This is a genomic window from Modicisalibacter tunisiensis (genome assembly GCF_020148005.1).
Taxonomy (GTDB): Bacteria; Pseudomonadota; Gammaproteobacteria; order Pseudomonadales; family Halomonadaceae; genus Modicisalibacter; species Modicisalibacter tunisiensis.
The window spans coordinates 1-13,452 of the sequence record NZ_JAGXFD010000003.1 but is presented as its reverse complement, the minus strand read 5'-3'; the positions used below and the strand labels follow the sequence as shown (position 1 = coordinate 13,452).

Genomic DNA, 13,452 nt, shown 5'->3' with positions numbered 1-13,452 from the left:
CAGGACTGGCACGCCCTGGACGACGCGAGCATGTCGCGCATGCAGCAGGCCCGCAACGCCCTGGCCCTGGTGCAGGACCTTGCCGTCGGCCAGAAGCGGACCACGCCGCCGACGATCGAGGTCCACCAGGACGAACTCGGCGACTTCCTGTCGCTGATCGTGGAGCAGCTGGACACCGTGGCCGGCGAGTCCCAGCCCATGCGCCCCTTCCTGAAAGACCATGCCGCCGAAGTGCGGTTGGAGGTGGCGTCATGAGCCAGTTCACTCCGCTGACCTACCAGCTTGGCGACGAGCCGGCCCTGGTGATCGACGAGACGTGCAGCGCCGAGGCCCTGCATGACAATGCCGAAGCCCGTCTTGAGGCGGCTCGCGGCATGCTGGAGACGATCGCTAGCCTCGACGTGGCCACGCAACTGCACCGTCACGACCTGGCGAATGTCGCGCAGGCGGCCCAGATCCTGGCTGCCGATGCGTCAGACCTCTACCGTGCTGCCCGCACCGCTGGGGCGCATGCCCACCACGGCCGGCGCCGCTGACCCAACCCACCAGGAGGCCGCGGCGGCAATGGCGCCGCGGCCGGGAGACAAAATCATGCCCAACGGCAGAGCACCAGAAATCGACTTCCGGGCCTTGGCCCGGGAGATCCGGACCCATGGCATCGCTGTCGGCCGGGAGTCCAACCAGGTCCTCGAGGAGGGCAACGACGAGCGAGCAGCGACCCTAAGCGAGGCAGCTGCCGGGATCTTCGCCATCGCCGAAAGGCTGGAAGGGTGGCGCCGGCACGAGGCCGTCACTCTGCGCGAGTTGGCCCGTACAACTACGGCGCAGCGGGCCGCCCTGGAGGAGTTCGAGTGCAAGGACGGGCCGGACATGCGCCCGCGCGAGAAGGTCCTGTTCCACAAGGCGGCGAACCTCACCGAGGGCAACGCCCAGGCACTGGCGTCGCTCGCCCAGCAGCTGGACCCGCAACACCAGGAGGAATCATGAAGTGGATCGTGTACGTCACCACCCCGATTGATCACGGCTGGGAAAGGCTCAAGACCGTGAAGGAGACCACCGCTGATATCGCCGTGCATGGCAGCGGGTTTGACGAAACCGGGGACATAGACGCCGAGGCTGTCCAGCAATTCCTTACGGGCTGGGCTTCCGCAAAGGAGGCCGCCCAGCGGGAAGGCTGGGAGGGCGACTTCCGCCATGAACCGTGTGTGTTCTGGCTGCCAGGCCTCGGGGACTTCGAGTACGGCTTTGTGTTCAAGCAAGACAACAACGGCACCACCTTCGTGGTCTCGCCACAGGTTTTGTCGGGCATGGAGTTGGTCGAGTGATCTTCCCGAACCAATCACCCGTGTGCCCGCGAGAGGAGAGCGAGCAGTGAAACAGCACACCCTGGAGACGCCCTCGAGCGTCGTCTATGAGTGGCGCGAGTCCCTCGACCGCCACCAGCACACGCTCCACGCCTACGTGGATGGCTGGGAGATCGCCAACCCCTACGCCATCCGCTACCTGGACGGTGCGGAGCTGGAGGAACACATGGCGCTCGATCAGTTGGAGCCCGGCGCCGCCCCTGGCTGGTACGTCAAGGACGATTGCGGCGACATCTTCCCCGAGCCCCTGGACCCGGAGGAGCCTCGCCCCCTGGACGCCTTCCTGTGGAGCGAGATCGCCGCCAAGCTGGCCGCCCTGAGAGCAGGAGAAGCCCGATGAGCACCGAAGTTCTGCACCGCATCGACCGGCCTTTCGCGAATGGCGTCATCGAGGTCTACGGCGAGCCGGATATGGGCTGGTACGAGTGGCGCATCCTGGAGCGCGGCGCGGTGATCCACGACACCCGCGACGCGGGCTATGGATCGCCCGGCATCGCCCTGCGGGACGCCCTCAACCACGACGAACCGCTCCATCAGGGCAGCGCCCAGGAGCGAGCCCTGGACGCCCTGGCGAACCTCGCCAGCGTCCTCCAGGGCTCGCCTGACGGCGACCACGTGGCCGGCATGATCCGGGAGGCGATGGACACCATCGACGGCTACGGCAAGTGGCCCACGCCTGAAGACTTGTCCGAGGAATTCAAGGCCAACGTCGCCACCTGGCAGTACAAGGGCAACCTGTGGGGCGGCCTGCACATCGTCAGGGACGTGAGCGGCGCGATTCACCCCATGGTGGCCGACTACGTCCATCTGGAGACGATGCACAGCGGCGGTCTGTACGACTCATGGGCGGCGGCCTTCGCCGCCTTTGGTGCCGCCCTGGACGCGTGGGGGAAGTAGGTATGGCAGATCCTCGCGGTTGGGTGGTGATCGACACCAGCACAGGAGCCCTGGACGGCCTCTATCGCGACCACGAGCCAGCGGAGAGCGCTCTTCATAGACTCAGGGCGCGCTACCCGGGAGGCTCCTGGTTCCTGTTTGCCTTGCATGGCGACGGAGAAGGCGACGTAGTCCCCGAGGCGATGTTCTGGCGCAACCGGCTTGCCGAGATCCACGGCAAGGAGGAACCCCACTGATGAGTGTCCCGCGCTGGAAAGTCTGGCTGTGCAAGGCGTGCGCTCACGAGCTGACGACCGGGGATTCGCGCTGGCTGGACGTTGGCCTTCGTGAAGTCAGCCACAACTGCCCGAGCTGCGACACACGGTTCAAGACGCACGAGAGAGCGTTGGACCTGAGGCCCGGGCACCACGCCACCTTCGAGTGGGGGCAGGACGCCCAGGGGCGGCCTTCCCTGGAGGTCTACGTGGAGGGGTGGCCTGTCGTGACCCGCCCACTGGTCCACCACCTGGAGAAGGTGACTCGTGGCGGAGTGTGGCAGGCCGTGACAGAGGGTGGGGAGCGCCTGGCACGCCTGGAGTCGACCAACGGCGGGCCGCTAGACCTCCTGGTGGCGGGCATCGTCAACCAGCGATTGAGCTTCCTGAACACGGGGGCGGAGGGCATCGACCGCAAGGGACTTGCCAGGAAGGTGGGCAGCCTGGAGCCACGCCCGTACTTCAGTTGGCAGGCGCCTTTGGGGTACAGCGGCCCTCACGAACTACGGCTATGGCTCGACGGCTGGGAGATTGATGTAGGCGCCCACGTGGGACCGCTCATGCGGAACGGCGCCAATGACGCTGACGGCGACGGAGGCTGGCGGGTGGTGGTCGCGGACGGCCCCCTGGAGAGGCTGTCCGGCATGGAAGGCGAGGCTATCGGCTTTCACGTCCAGCAGCTGGTCAACGCGCGGCTGGAACTGCTGAGGCGGAACAGCCAGCAGCTGACCCCGCGCAAGCGTCGCAAGCCGAAGAGCTGACGGCTCAGTGGCGGCGCGACTCGAACCGGGCCAGCACGTCGTCCAGGGAGCGCACCTTGTCGGGCCGATCCTGGCGAGGTTCCGGCTCAGGCGCCGCTGGGGCGGGGAGGGCCAGCTGCTGACGCAGCTCAGCGACTTCCCGGCGTAACGCCTGAAGCTCCTCGAGCATCGCTCGCCACACCAGTGCCTCACCGTCGCGTGTCACTCCTTCCGTCTGAGGCGTGTCATTTCCGTGTCGCTGGCCTGGCGGCTCCCCGTAGACGCGAATCAACTCCGCGAGGTCCAGGGCGCGACGTCCCGACCCGAGAACCTGATAACTGAGCCTCCCGGCGTCCATGTGGCGGTACAGCGTCTTGCGCTGTTTGCCGTAGAGCCGGGCCGCTTCCGCGACGGAGATTTGCATGTGGCGAAGTGTAGTCCCTGCGTGTCACTAGAGAGTGTGTCAGCGGCTCATTCTGGACCAATTCGCCGGCTGATACCTATGGCAACCCGCCTAGCACGGATGACGGGCGCCCAGTTCTCCGGAAATTCCGGGATTTCCGGAGAACCCAGCAACACGGCCTTGAAGGGTTCCCCCATCATGTTCGTAAGCGCCCAGAAACAGGAGGGTTTCATGTCAGAAAACACCCCCGTGCTCCGCATTCTGCGCGATGCCGAGGTGGAGCACATCACCGGCCTATCCCGCGATACACGCTATGCCCTGACCACACGCGGGGAGTTTCCGTCCCCCGTGTGGATCACCAGCCGCACGCGGGGCTATCTGAGCGACGAAATCGACGCCTGGCTGGAGAGCCGGCGCGACAAGCGCACCACCCGCCAGGTGAAGCCCTGGACCCCGGAAGCCTCACGAGGAACCACCCAATGAAGACGATCCAACTGACCCACGGCAGCAGCGCCATGGAGCTAAGCGAAGAGGAGGCCGTCAGCCTCTACAACGCCCTGAGCGATGCGCTGGGCAAGGCCGGCATCGACGCCGAGCACCACCGCACCCTCCAGGCGCCCAATGGCGTGCAGAACTTCACCCGGCAGCCGGTAGGCGCCGTCGAACTGACCGACTGCTGAGGAGGCACCGATGGCCACGAACACCCACAAGATCCTGACCCTGAGCCGCGCCGGCGGCGGCAAGCTGGACATTCACCCCGACGAGTGGCCGGCACTGGTCCAGGCCGTGACCGATGCCCTCCAGCTGGACGCCGATCCCGCCGTTGCCCTCGAGGAGCTGCCAGCCGCTAAGCACTATGCCGCCTCGCCACTGGGCAACGACCGGAAGCTGGTCGCGGAGTTCTCCATCTTCGGCGCAGCCCGCCCCCTGGCGGGCCATCACCGAGCCAACTTCGGGAGTGATTGACCATGGCCGAAAGAGTGATCGCCCTGAGCGTCGGCAACGCCTCCATTCCGCTCTATGCGGAGGACTGGCCGGCCATCAAGAAGGCTGTCGAGGAGTCGCTGTCGGGGCGGGAGGCGCGCGCCTACCACGTCAGCGGGGAGAAGGAGCTTATCAGCGCGACCCGGTACACCGTGGCGGACAGGAGTCGCCTAGCCACCGGGGCATGAACGAAGAAACGCCCCGGGCCACCACCCGAGGCGTTTCAAGAACTGAGCCGCGTCGCTCAATAACTCACGAAGCCACCGAAAGCTCCACGAGTCAGGCCAGTATAGCGAAACCGGGTGAGCCTGACACGTGGCGCGAAGCAGGAAGGAGCGTCACCGCATGACAAACGCCATTATCCCCGCCATTGCAGGTTACCCGGAGATGGTGACCGACATCCCGGCCCGCGACCAGGGCTCCGTCGAAGCGGGTGCCCGCGCCGCCGAGACCTGGCTGGCCCGTCCGTGGGACGATCCCATCTCACATCACGAGCACCTGTCCCAGGTCATCCCTGATCGTTTCCCCGCGCATCGCGATGCCTTCGCGTCCGGCTACCTTGGCCGCATCCATCAACACCTCAGGACGCCCAAGGTGGCGCCCGGCCAGCAGATCGTCAGTGGCGAAGACGAACTGACAGCCGTGCTGTTCGCCATGCTCGAAGAGGTCGCCAACGTCAGCCGGAAGGGCAAGCTCAAGGCGCGCAGTTTCGAGGCGCGCGACGTGATGCGCCGAGTCGAGGGGCTGTCCGGCGCCATGCGTGACGCCTCCGAGGAGATCAACGCCGAGGCAGGGGGGCGCCATGGCCAGTAAACGAGTCGTCCCCATCGAGCCCGTAGCGCGCGCGCTGCTGGGTGAGCCGAATGCCGAGCTGTCGAGGGGCGATGAACTCCGGTTCGGCACTCACGGCAGCCTTGCCGTCGACCTGGAGCAAGACGTCTGGCACAGCCACGAGGAAGACGTTGGCGGCGGCGTGCTGGACCTAATTGCCAGGCAGACCGGGCTTACCAAGCGGGCGGAGCAGCTGGCATGGCTGGAGGAACACGGCCTGAAGGACCCGAAGGAGGCGCCCAAGAAGGCCCAGGCACCCCGGCAACAGGCGCGCATCGTGGAAACGTACGATTACGTCGACGCCAACGGCGAGCTGGTCTTCCAGGCGGTGCGCATGGAGCCCAAGCGCTTCCTCCAGCGGCGGCCCTTCCGTGACGGGTGGTCCTGGAAGCTGGAGGGCAAGGTTCAGCAGCGCGCCCGGGGGAAGGATTGGTACGCCCCTGGCCCCAAAGGCGCCGGAGAGGTTGTCGAGCTTCCCCCGATGGCGACACAGCCGCCCTACTGCCTCCCCCAGCTGCTGGCGAACCCGGAGGCGACCGTCTATGTCGCTGAGGGCGAGAAGGACGTCCATCGGCTCCAGGAGCTGGGACTGGTGGCCACCTGCAACGCAGCGGGCGCCGGCAAGTGGCCCGACAGCCTCAACCAGCACCTGGCAGGCCGCCGCGTGGTGATCCTGCCCGACAACGACGAGCCTGGCCGCGACCATGCCCGCAAGGTGAAAGCGGGACTTGAGGCGGCAGGCGCAGAGGTCAAGGTGGTTCCCCTGCCCGGACTCCCGGAGAAGGGCGACGTCAGCGACTGGCTGGGCGCAGGTGGCGACGTCCACCAGCTCCTGGAGCTGGTGGAGCAGGCCGGCCACGAGCTACCCGAGGAACTGTCTGCCCAGAAGCAGACAGAGGCGGCCCGCCCCTTCCGGGCGCTGGGCTACAGCGACGAGAGTTACTTTTACCTGCCGAGGGGCACGGAGCAGGTCTCCGTCATCGGGCGCGGGGCGCACACCTCCTCGAGCAACATGCTGGCCCTTGCGCCACTCGACTGGTGGGAAGCGGCCTACCCCAAGGCTGGCCCCAGCGGCGGCGTGGACTGGCAGCTGGCGGCCTCCGATTGCATGCGCCAATGCGAACAGGCCGGCGTCTACGATGCCCGCAACGTCCGGGGCCGTGGGGCATGGTACGACAGCGGCGAAAGCGTGCTGCACCTTGGCGACCGGCTGATTGTCGGCGGCGAGGTTCGTCAGATCGCCGAACACCAGAGCCGACACATCTACACCCGGCAGGCCCCCATGGAGTCGATCATCGACGCGCCTCCCGCAACCGACGCGGAGAGCCGGGAGGTCTTCGACATCATCCAGAAGCTGAACTGGTCGCTCCCGATCCACGGGTCACTGATGGCGGGCTTCGCCTTCCTGGCGCCTATCTGCGGCGCCCTGAAGTGGCGCCCTCACGTATGGCTGACGTCGCAACGCGGCGCCGGCAAGACCTGGACCCAAGACAACATCGTCAAGCCGCTGCTGGGACAGTCCGTGTTGGTGGTCCAGGGCAGCACCACAGAGGCCGGCATCCGGCAGTCGCTCCGGCAGGACGCCCGCCCGGTCATGTTCGACGAGGCTGAGAGCGAAGATGCCGCTGCCCAGCGGCGCATGAAAGGCGTCATCGAGCTGGCCCGCCAATCCTCCAGCGACTCAAGCGCGGAGATCGCCAAGGGCACGGTAGGCGGTAGCGGCATGTCCTTCCGCGCACGATCCATGTTCCTGATGGGCTCCATCAACGTCAGCCTGAGTTCGGCAGCTGACGAGACCCGCTTTTCCGTGCTGTCGCTGGACCCGCCCAAGCGGACGCCCGAAGGCATTGCAGAGTTCAAGGCGCTTCAGCGGGAAGTGGTCAGCACCCTGACCCCTGAGCGCTGCGCGGCGATCCGCGCGCGCTCCTATGACCTTATCCCCGTGATCCGGCAGAACGCGGACACCATGGCGCAAGCCGTGGCGGAACGTCTGGGAAGCCAGCGTATCGGCGACCAGGTTGGCACATTGCTGGCCGGCGCTATCGCCATGTGTCACAGGCGGACCATCTCGCTCGAAAAGGCCCGCGAGTGGGCAGCGATGGTCGACCTCGAGGACGCCCAGGAGGCGGAGGCTGTCTCCGACGAGCTGATGTGCCTGCAAACCATCCTCCAGCACCAGGTCAGCGTCGAGACGGACAGCCGGAGAGTGCATCGCGCCCTGTCTGAGCTGGTGGCCGGCGCGGCGTCGAAGAAGGTAGTCGCTCAGGACTTCTATGCCATGGACTGCAACGAGCTGCTGGGACGGTACGGCCTCAAGGTGGCCGGGGACATGCTGCTGGTGAGCAACACCCATGCCGAGATCAAGAAGATCCTCAGGGACTCCCCGTGGGGTGGCAAGTGGAGCCCTCTCCTCAAGCGAATCCCCGGCAGCAAACCGCGAGCAACCTCCGAGCGTTTCGCCGGCACCGTGACCCGATGCGTCGGAGTGCCGATTTCAGCCGTGACCGAGGTGCCTGCCGAGAAGGAGCCTGAACAATGACCTCAACCGACCGCGCCCCGGGCGCCGCCATGCGTGAAGACAACTTGACCACCACCCGAGCCAACTGGAGCACGACCATGACCACGAAGTACGCACCGAAACCGATGATGGACGCCGATACCGCTATGGATCGACTGGAAGCCGCGCGAGCCGACTACCTGGAGAAGCGCCAGGCCCTGGAGAAGGAGCACGGCGAGCTTCAGGAGCTGCGGTCTATCCTGGCCAGCCATCGCAAGCAAACCGAGGCCGCCCACCAACAGGCCGAGGCGGCCATTCGCGCGGCCAAGGGCCATGAGACCGAGGAGAGCATCGGCCTCCAGGAGATGGTGATCCGTAAGGAACGTCAGATCCGGGTGGTCGAAAGCATGGTGGCCGCCCAGGAGCCGGCAGTGGAGCTGTTGCAAATCGACGCCTACGGGGCTCGCATCACCTACACCCATCAACTGGAGCTGGCTCGCCAGTCCGTAGCCTTCGGTGAGATCCAGGAGCGGGCGGCGGACTTGTTCGAGACGGAGGCAGCCGCGCCGCTGATGAGGCTTCTCCCCTCCCTGATGGCCCGGGTGGAAGACGCCATCTACAGAGATGAAGTCTACATGGCCACTCATGGGGTTAGGCCGGCCCCCTCTGGTGGCCCCGCGAAGCTGGTTAAAGCGTGGTTGGGCCGGGATGCCCAGAAGGATGTCGAAGAGAAGGTGAGAAAGGAGCAGATGGCTGCCATCGGGGAGATCGTCGCGCAGTTCATCAGCGAACCGAAAGGCGATGAGCTGGAAGGCTTCAGCGAGATCCTGAGCCTGATCGAGCCGATGAGCTGCGAGGCTTCCGGAAGCAAGTGGGACAACTCTGGCATCACCATTGCCCGCCGTCGACGCGAGCTGGTCGCTCAGGTGGGAGAGCAGGCCGCCTAACACCCTCTCAGATCGCCCAGAGAAGCCGCGCAAGAAGCGCGGCTTTTTCGTGGGCGATTCATCGAGGCGGAAGCGCTTCGCGCCGTGAGGCGGCTCCCTGGACGCACTACCCCCTCCCCTACCCCGTGCTGACCCCGCGCGCGCAATCGACACCCCGCCCCGCCTGCGCGCTAAACGTGTCGGTTTTCATGCACCCTTGCACCAGGGCGCCAACCCGCGCCGTTACTGGGCTCCCGGGGCTTCACCGGGGTGCAAGGAATTATGCGGATTCATGCACTTTTCGACATGCTGCAACCGGCCAGGAAGGCGGGGCGGCGAGATCCGGCGCAATTTCGACCCCATCCGGGCCCTGGCCGGGGCATTTCATGCCTGTGAGTGCCTGTGTGTGCTTACTGGTGCGGCAACGGGCACGCGGCGGCGCGGGCTGCCCTCGATATTGGCTCTGCCTCCAGGGTCAGGGGATGCCTGTAACGGTAGTAACGTTTTGCGAAATCGAGCGTTACGCCTGAAAGCCAGCAAAATCAACGCCTGTAACAGTAGTAACCTTTGTAACAAGAAATATATATATATAGGGACCTGTCTCAAACGTTCCCGCATCACTCTTACCTCTATTCCCTTTATAGGTATTGTTTTCACGAAAACCGTTACAACCGTTACAACCGTTATTTTACTTAAATATCAATGGCTTATGTGTCGCTTAGGATGTTACGGGGCGTCACAAACGTTACGCGTCGGCCTGGTCGCGAGGCTCTTCACCAGATTCCTCGGTACCGGACCGCCACCGAGCCTTTCGAGTACACCCCAGCCGGCACGCCTACCCCCTGTGCCTCAGGGGGTAAAAGCGCCCCGGGATCGCCTGCGGACTGGTACGCTGTCTCGACACCACCCTAATCCGCACAGGTTCCCCACTATGCTGATTCGCGCCTACCTCCGCGCCTCCACCCAGGAGCAAGACGCCCACCGTGCCGCCGAGGCCCTGGAACGCTTCGCCCAGGAGCACGGCCACCCGATCGCCGCCCGCTACGCCGAGAACGCCAGCGGCGCCCATGCCGACCGGCCGGAGCTGCGGCGCCTCCTCGAGGACGCCTTGCCCGGGGACGTGCTGCTGGTGGAAGGCGTGGACCGGCTGTCGCGCATGTCTGCGCCCGACTGGAAGCGACTGCGGTCGGAGATCGACGCCAAGGGCCTGAGGCTGGTCTCCCTGGATCTTCCTTCCAGCCACCAGGCGCTCCATGCCCGGGCGGGCGACGAATTCGCCGCCCGGGTGCTCGATTCGGTCAACAACATGATGCTGGACATGCTCGCCGCCATGGCGCGGAAGGACTACGAGGACCGGCGACGCCGGCAGGCAGAAGGGATCGCCAAGGCCCGGCTGGCCGGCAAGTACCAGGGCAAGCCACGCAACCAGGAGAAGCGACGGCATGTCGCGGAGCTGCTAGCCGCGGACTTCAGCATCCGCAAGGCGGCAGCCATCGCGGGAGTGAGCCCGTCGACGGTGCAGAGCGTGAAGCGCGAGGGAGCTTGACCCGCCGCACTCACTTCAAGCGGCCGGCGCGATAGTCTGCCCCCAGGCGCTCGGCTGCCGCTTCGTAGGTTTCCCCAGGGTTGGCATAACGATCCAGGATGGCACGGGGGACGCCATCGACCAGGCCGCCTCGAATCTTGCCGGGCTTCGCCCTGGACACGGTTGAAGCGGCCTTTTCCGGTGCCTTGGGGCGAAACTTGAACTGGATGAAGGCCACCGTGCGCCCGCGCTTACGCTGCCCCCACGTCACCGCCAGATCGCTGTGTTCGTTTACGTCACGCACTGCCGGCTCGATCACCCATCGCTTGAGGTCCCGGATAGACTTGTACTTGCCCTCAAGCTGGAAGGCCTGCCGAAGCCAGGCGACCTCAACCTCGCGCTCCCCCTTTGATCGCCACTGAATCAGCAGCTCGTAGAGCCGGACGCCATAGCTGCTGGTCATGCCGGCGACGTTGGCCAGCTTGTACTGGCTGAACTCGGCCGTCAGCTGGTTTAGGTAGGGAATCACGTCGCGAGCGAAGCGCAGATCCACAGCGCCCTCGTCATCGCGATAGACCACGCTTTGCACCCAGCGAGTAAGCAACACCCTAGGTTGCCGGCCCTCGCCGTTGGGCTTCTCGATGACCTTGATCGAGCGATCCCAGAGCCTCGCTACGGCCTGTTTTAGGGCCCGGTGCTCATGGTTGGCCGCGAACCCGCCCATGTCGGCCAGGGCATTGGCCGTCACCGTGTAGCACGCCTCATCGGTGATAGCTTCGTCTCGCCTGACTTGGGCAATAGCGGCCAACACCAGCTTGGTCTCGGCCACTGTCAGGCTGTAGGCGGCCTCGATGAGGGCGTTGGACTTCACCACGATGTCGTGTTCCATGGGCTTCCCTGCGGATACGTGGAGTAGACAACCCTACTCCTCACACAATACCGCCATTCCCTCCCCATTTCACCGCCATTACCTCCCCACAATGACCGCCATTCCCTCCCCATTTCACCGCCATTCCCTCCCCACTTTGGCGTTCAAGCCACTGAAAATAATATGAAAATCATCACGGAAAAGGGGAAAAGGACAGAAAAGGGAAAAGCGGGTGTTCAATGCTCATACTTGTCGAACACATGGGCCAGCCCCTCCAGGGCCAGGGCTCTCATGCTGGTTCCTTGGCGAGCTGCCAGGGCCTTGAGCGCTGCATGGATCTCGGGAGAGACCTCTACCGGCACCCGCTTATCTCCTTTGCTCGCCTTACCCTGTGATTCCTGGATCTCGTGACGCAGCTGATCGCCGACCTTGCTCATGTGAACCCTCTTTGTTTGTTTACCCCTAAGCACATTCGCACAAATGTCAGCATATGGCCACAAGCCAGTACTTCGTCAGGGCGAGGGCAGGGCGAGGGCAGGATTCGCCAAGTGCTGGCCGTTGCCGGCAATGCCTTTCGTGCGCACGAAACCGTGACGCTGTCCCGCCTATGGAATGAACCAAAATGCCGCAAAGTGCCACAGAATGACCCGTGGCGGCATGGCAGGATGTGCAGCGTACCCCTACGCCACAAGTGGCGCCGGGATCGCTGCGGGTGTCCTGCTCTGCGAGGCTGACACGCTCCGCGTGTTTCGGGGCTACGGGTATTCCTGGCGAGCGTGAAGCACGTCGACGATAGCGATGTGGTCGGTGGCGATGCGGTAGATCACCAGGTAGTTGGGGTGGACGACCGCCTCGCGTGTTCCGGCGACACGCCCCGGACGATAGAGGTAGGGATGCTGAGGAAGGGCCTCGGTGGTCTCGGTGATGGCCTGATAGAGCGTTTCGGCGGCGTAGGGGTTGCGTTCGCTCAGGTAGGCTGCAATCGCCTCAAGCGCGTCCAGCGCCTGAGGGCGCCATTCAACCGGAAGCATGACGAGGCTTCCGTGCCTCGATCACAGCCCGAACGCGGGCCATGGCTTCATCGTGGGGGATGTTGGGGCGCGGGTCGTCCAAGCTGCGCTGGACACGCTCACGAAACCAGCGGTCGTAGCTGTCCGCCTGCTCCTGAGTATCGAACTCGCTGATGATGGGGTCGAGTGGGGTGCTCATGATGCCCCTCCTGGAAGACTTCTCCCCAGTGTAACGCTATCGACCCTGGCATGCCCAAGCCTGCCCTGTGCTTGGGAGCGGGTTGCGTCCGCCGTGGCTGGGCTTGTGACGCGAGCGTGCCGGCTCTCTGATCTTGAAGTGCACCCTGGTTCCGGCCTGCAACCCCGGACAAGGTATGCCGGCGTGCGGACACGCACTATCGGCAGCCTCAATCGCTTCGCTCTCTCGCCTGGCGGGCACCTTGCTCATTCGCTCCGCGCACGAGATTCAGGCTGACCTTCATGGGTCAGCAAGCAATCACAAAATCACGTTTTGACAAAATCACATTAATAGGCCATCATGAGCCCACGACTTCACGAAGAGGCACCACACACGCATGACGCTGAAGAAGCCGGTAACTGAACGTGCCCTAACAGCGAGGCTTAACCGCTACCTGAAGAAGGCCGGACAAAAGCTCTGCAAAACGCCGCCGAGTGCTCAGCAAGAGCTGGGGACCTGGCACGTCATCAACATGGAGGAGAGTACGATTGCTGCTCATGGGATTGAGGACCTGGAGCAGTTCGCGAGAGAGGAAGGAGTTTTGAAACCCTTTGAAGCCCTGGAGGGCTGAAGAAAGGGCCCCGCGACGGCGGCCACCGTCCGAGGCCATGGCACTCCCATCACCACGTCATGAAGGAGACTGAAAGTGCAGATCCATTCTAACGCAATCGGCGCCATGACACGCGCCCAGTTTGCCCGCCTGCTCGAGATCCTCGAGCCCTTCCGCAATGAGCCCCTGACCCCTGCGGTCATGGCCCTCGCTGTGCGCCTGGTGCGTCAGGAGGTGCCCCATGCCGCATGAGGAACTACGCCCCTACGGCCTGCAGGACTGGCACGCCCTGGACGACGCGAGCATGTCGCGCATGCAGCAGGCCCGCAACGCCCTGGCCCTGGTGCAGGACCTTGCCGTCGGCC

Annotated in this window: 23 protein-coding genes; 18 read left to right on the top strand and 5 right to left on the bottom strand. The window is 64.8% G+C overall.

Going from position 1 to position 13,452, the window contains the following annotated elements:
• From KGQ91_RS16640 to KGQ91_RS16605, 8 genes are all read left to right on the top strand, one after another.
• Positions 1-255 (top strand): hypothetical protein (locus tag KGQ91_RS16640; protein WP_224421540.1); only part of this gene is annotated, 255 nt, incomplete at its 5' end.
• The gene (locus KGQ91_RS16635; protein ID WP_224416876.1) at positions 252-536 is read left to right on the top strand and encodes a hypothetical protein; all 285 of its coding nucleotides are present in this window, start codon (positions 252-254) and stop codon (positions 534-536) included. The genes KGQ91_RS16640 and KGQ91_RS16635, both read left to right, overlap by 4 nt.
• Before the next feature lie 55 nt (positions 537-591).
• Complete coding sequence (locus KGQ91_RS16630) at positions 592-987, top strand: hypothetical protein (RefSeq protein ID WP_224416875.1); 396 nt, start codon at positions 592-594, stop codon at positions 985-987.
• Complete coding sequence (locus KGQ91_RS16625) at positions 984-1,325, top strand: hypothetical protein (protein WP_224416874.1); 342 nt, start codon at positions 984-986, stop codon at positions 1,323-1,325. Before KGQ91_RS16630 ends, KGQ91_RS16625 begins: the two co-directional genes overlap by 4 nt.
• Positions 1,326-1,371: 46 nt before the next feature.
• Positions 1,372-1,704 (top strand): hypothetical protein, encoded by a 333-nt coding sequence (locus tag KGQ91_RS16620; RefSeq protein ID WP_224416873.1) that lies wholly within the window; start codon positions 1,372-1,374, stop codon positions 1,702-1,704.
• Positions 1,701-2,261 carry a hypothetical protein gene (locus KGQ91_RS16615; RefSeq protein ID WP_224416872.1) on the top strand — a complete coding sequence of 187 codons (561 nt, stop codon included), beginning with the start codon at positions 1,701-1,703 and terminating at the stop codon, positions 2,259-2,261. Before KGQ91_RS16620 ends, KGQ91_RS16615 begins: the two co-directional genes overlap by 4 nt.
• Before the next feature lie 2 nt (positions 2,262-2,263).
• Positions 2,264-2,497 (top strand): hypothetical protein, encoded by a 234-nt coding sequence (locus KGQ91_RS16610; RefSeq protein WP_224416871.1) that lies wholly within the window; start codon positions 2,264-2,266, stop codon positions 2,495-2,497.
• Positions 2,497-3,276 (top strand): hypothetical protein, encoded by a 780-nt coding sequence (locus tag KGQ91_RS16605; RefSeq protein ID WP_224416870.1) that lies wholly within the window; start codon positions 2,497-2,499, stop codon positions 3,274-3,276. Before KGQ91_RS16610 ends, KGQ91_RS16605 begins: the two co-directional genes overlap by 1 nt.
• Before the next feature lie 4 nt (positions 3,277-3,280).
• Here the strand turns inward: KGQ91_RS16605 and KGQ91_RS16600 are convergent, their stop codons facing one another.
• Positions 3,281-3,679 (bottom strand): entry exclusion protein 1, encoded by a 399-nt coding sequence (locus tag KGQ91_RS16600; protein WP_224416869.1) that lies wholly within the window; start codon positions 3,677-3,679, stop codon positions 3,281-3,283.
• Between the two features lie 210 nt (positions 3,680-3,889).
• Here KGQ91_RS16600 and KGQ91_RS16595 point away from each other — a divergent pair, with 210 nt between their 5' ends.
• The 8 genes from KGQ91_RS16595 to KGQ91_RS16560 all read left to right on the top strand — a co-directional run bounded on the left by KGQ91_RS16595 (position 3,890) and on the right by KGQ91_RS16560 (position 10,442).
• A complete protein-coding gene (locus tag KGQ91_RS16595; protein WP_224416868.1) occupies positions 3,890-4,141 on the top strand; it encodes a helix-turn-helix transcriptional regulator in 252 nt (83 codons plus the stop codon).
• The gene (locus KGQ91_RS16590) at positions 4,138-4,338 is read left to right on the top strand and encodes a hypothetical protein (RefSeq protein WP_224416867.1); all 201 of its coding nucleotides are present in this window, start codon (positions 4,138-4,140) and stop codon (positions 4,336-4,338) included. Before KGQ91_RS16595 ends, KGQ91_RS16590 begins: the two co-directional genes overlap by 4 nt.
• A gap of 10 nt (positions 4,339-4,348) precedes the next feature.
• Entirely contained in the window at positions 4,349-4,624 is a 276-nt protein-coding gene (locus KGQ91_RS16585) for a hypothetical protein (protein WP_224416866.1), read from the top strand.
• A 2-nt stretch (positions 4,625-4,626) separates the two neighbouring features.
• Positions 4,627-4,830, top strand: a complete 204-nt coding sequence (locus KGQ91_RS16580; protein ID WP_224416865.1) for a hypothetical protein — start codon at positions 4,627-4,629, stop codon at positions 4,828-4,830.
• Positions 4,831-4,987: 157 nt separating this feature from the next.
• Positions 4,988-5,455 (top strand): hypothetical protein, encoded by a 468-nt coding sequence (locus KGQ91_RS16575; RefSeq protein WP_224416864.1) that lies wholly within the window; start codon positions 4,988-4,990, stop codon positions 5,453-5,455.
• Positions 5,445-8,012 (top strand): hypothetical protein, encoded by a 2,568-nt coding sequence (locus tag KGQ91_RS16570; RefSeq protein WP_224416863.1) that lies wholly within the window; start codon positions 5,445-5,447, stop codon positions 8,010-8,012. The genes KGQ91_RS16575 and KGQ91_RS16570 overlap by 11 nt, the downstream gene beginning before the upstream one ends.
• Positions 8,009-8,917: a hypothetical protein gene (locus KGQ91_RS16565; RefSeq protein WP_224416862.1), complete on the top strand. Its 909-nt coding sequence runs from the start codon at positions 8,009-8,011 to the stop codon at positions 8,915-8,917. The genes KGQ91_RS16570 and KGQ91_RS16565 overlap by 4 nt, the downstream gene beginning before the upstream one ends.
• Positions 8,918-9,827: 910 nt before the next feature.
• A complete protein-coding gene (locus KGQ91_RS16560; protein WP_224416861.1) occupies positions 9,828-10,442 on the top strand; it encodes a recombinase family protein in 615 nt (204 codons plus the stop codon).
• A gap of 10 nt (positions 10,443-10,452) precedes the next feature.
• Here KGQ91_RS16560 and KGQ91_RS16555 read toward each other — a convergent pair whose 3' ends face one another.
• The 4 genes from KGQ91_RS16555 to relB form a co-directional block, all read right to left on the bottom strand.
• Complete coding sequence (locus KGQ91_RS16555) at positions 10,453-11,310, bottom strand: replication initiation protein (RefSeq protein ID WP_224416860.1); 858 nt, start codon at positions 11,308-11,310, stop codon at positions 10,453-10,455.
• Positions 11,311-11,525: 215 nt separating this feature from the next.
• Positions 11,526-11,726: a ribbon-helix-helix domain-containing protein gene (locus tag KGQ91_RS16550; RefSeq protein WP_224421539.1), complete on the bottom strand. Its 201-nt coding sequence runs from the start codon at positions 11,724-11,726 to the stop codon at positions 11,526-11,528.
• A 318-nt stretch (positions 11,727-12,044) separates the two neighbouring features.
• Positions 12,045-12,320: a type II toxin-antitoxin system RelE/ParE family toxin gene (locus KGQ91_RS16545; RefSeq protein ID WP_224416881.1), complete on the bottom strand. Its 276-nt coding sequence runs from the start codon at positions 12,318-12,320 to the stop codon at positions 12,045-12,047.
• Positions 12,307-12,498, bottom strand: coding sequence for a type II toxin-antitoxin system RelB family antitoxin (gene relB / locus KGQ91_RS16540; RefSeq protein WP_224416880.1), 192 nt, complete (start codon positions 12,496-12,498; stop codon positions 12,307-12,309). The genes KGQ91_RS16545 and relB overlap by 14 nt, the downstream gene beginning before the upstream one ends.
• A gap of 376 nt (positions 12,499-12,874) precedes the next feature.
• Between relB and KGQ91_RS16535 the strand changes: the two genes are divergently transcribed.
• Together KGQ91_RS16535 and KGQ91_RS16530 are read left to right on the top strand one after the other, a co-directional pair.
• Positions 12,875-13,108 (top strand): hypothetical protein, encoded by a 234-nt coding sequence (locus KGQ91_RS16535; protein ID WP_224416879.1) that lies wholly within the window; start codon positions 12,875-12,877, stop codon positions 13,106-13,108.
• 75 nt (positions 13,109-13,183) lie between these two features.
• Positions 13,184-13,339, top strand: a complete 156-nt coding sequence (locus tag KGQ91_RS16530; RefSeq protein WP_224416878.1) for a hypothetical protein — start codon at positions 13,184-13,186, stop codon at positions 13,337-13,339.
• Positions 13,340-13,452: the final 113 nt, after the last annotated feature.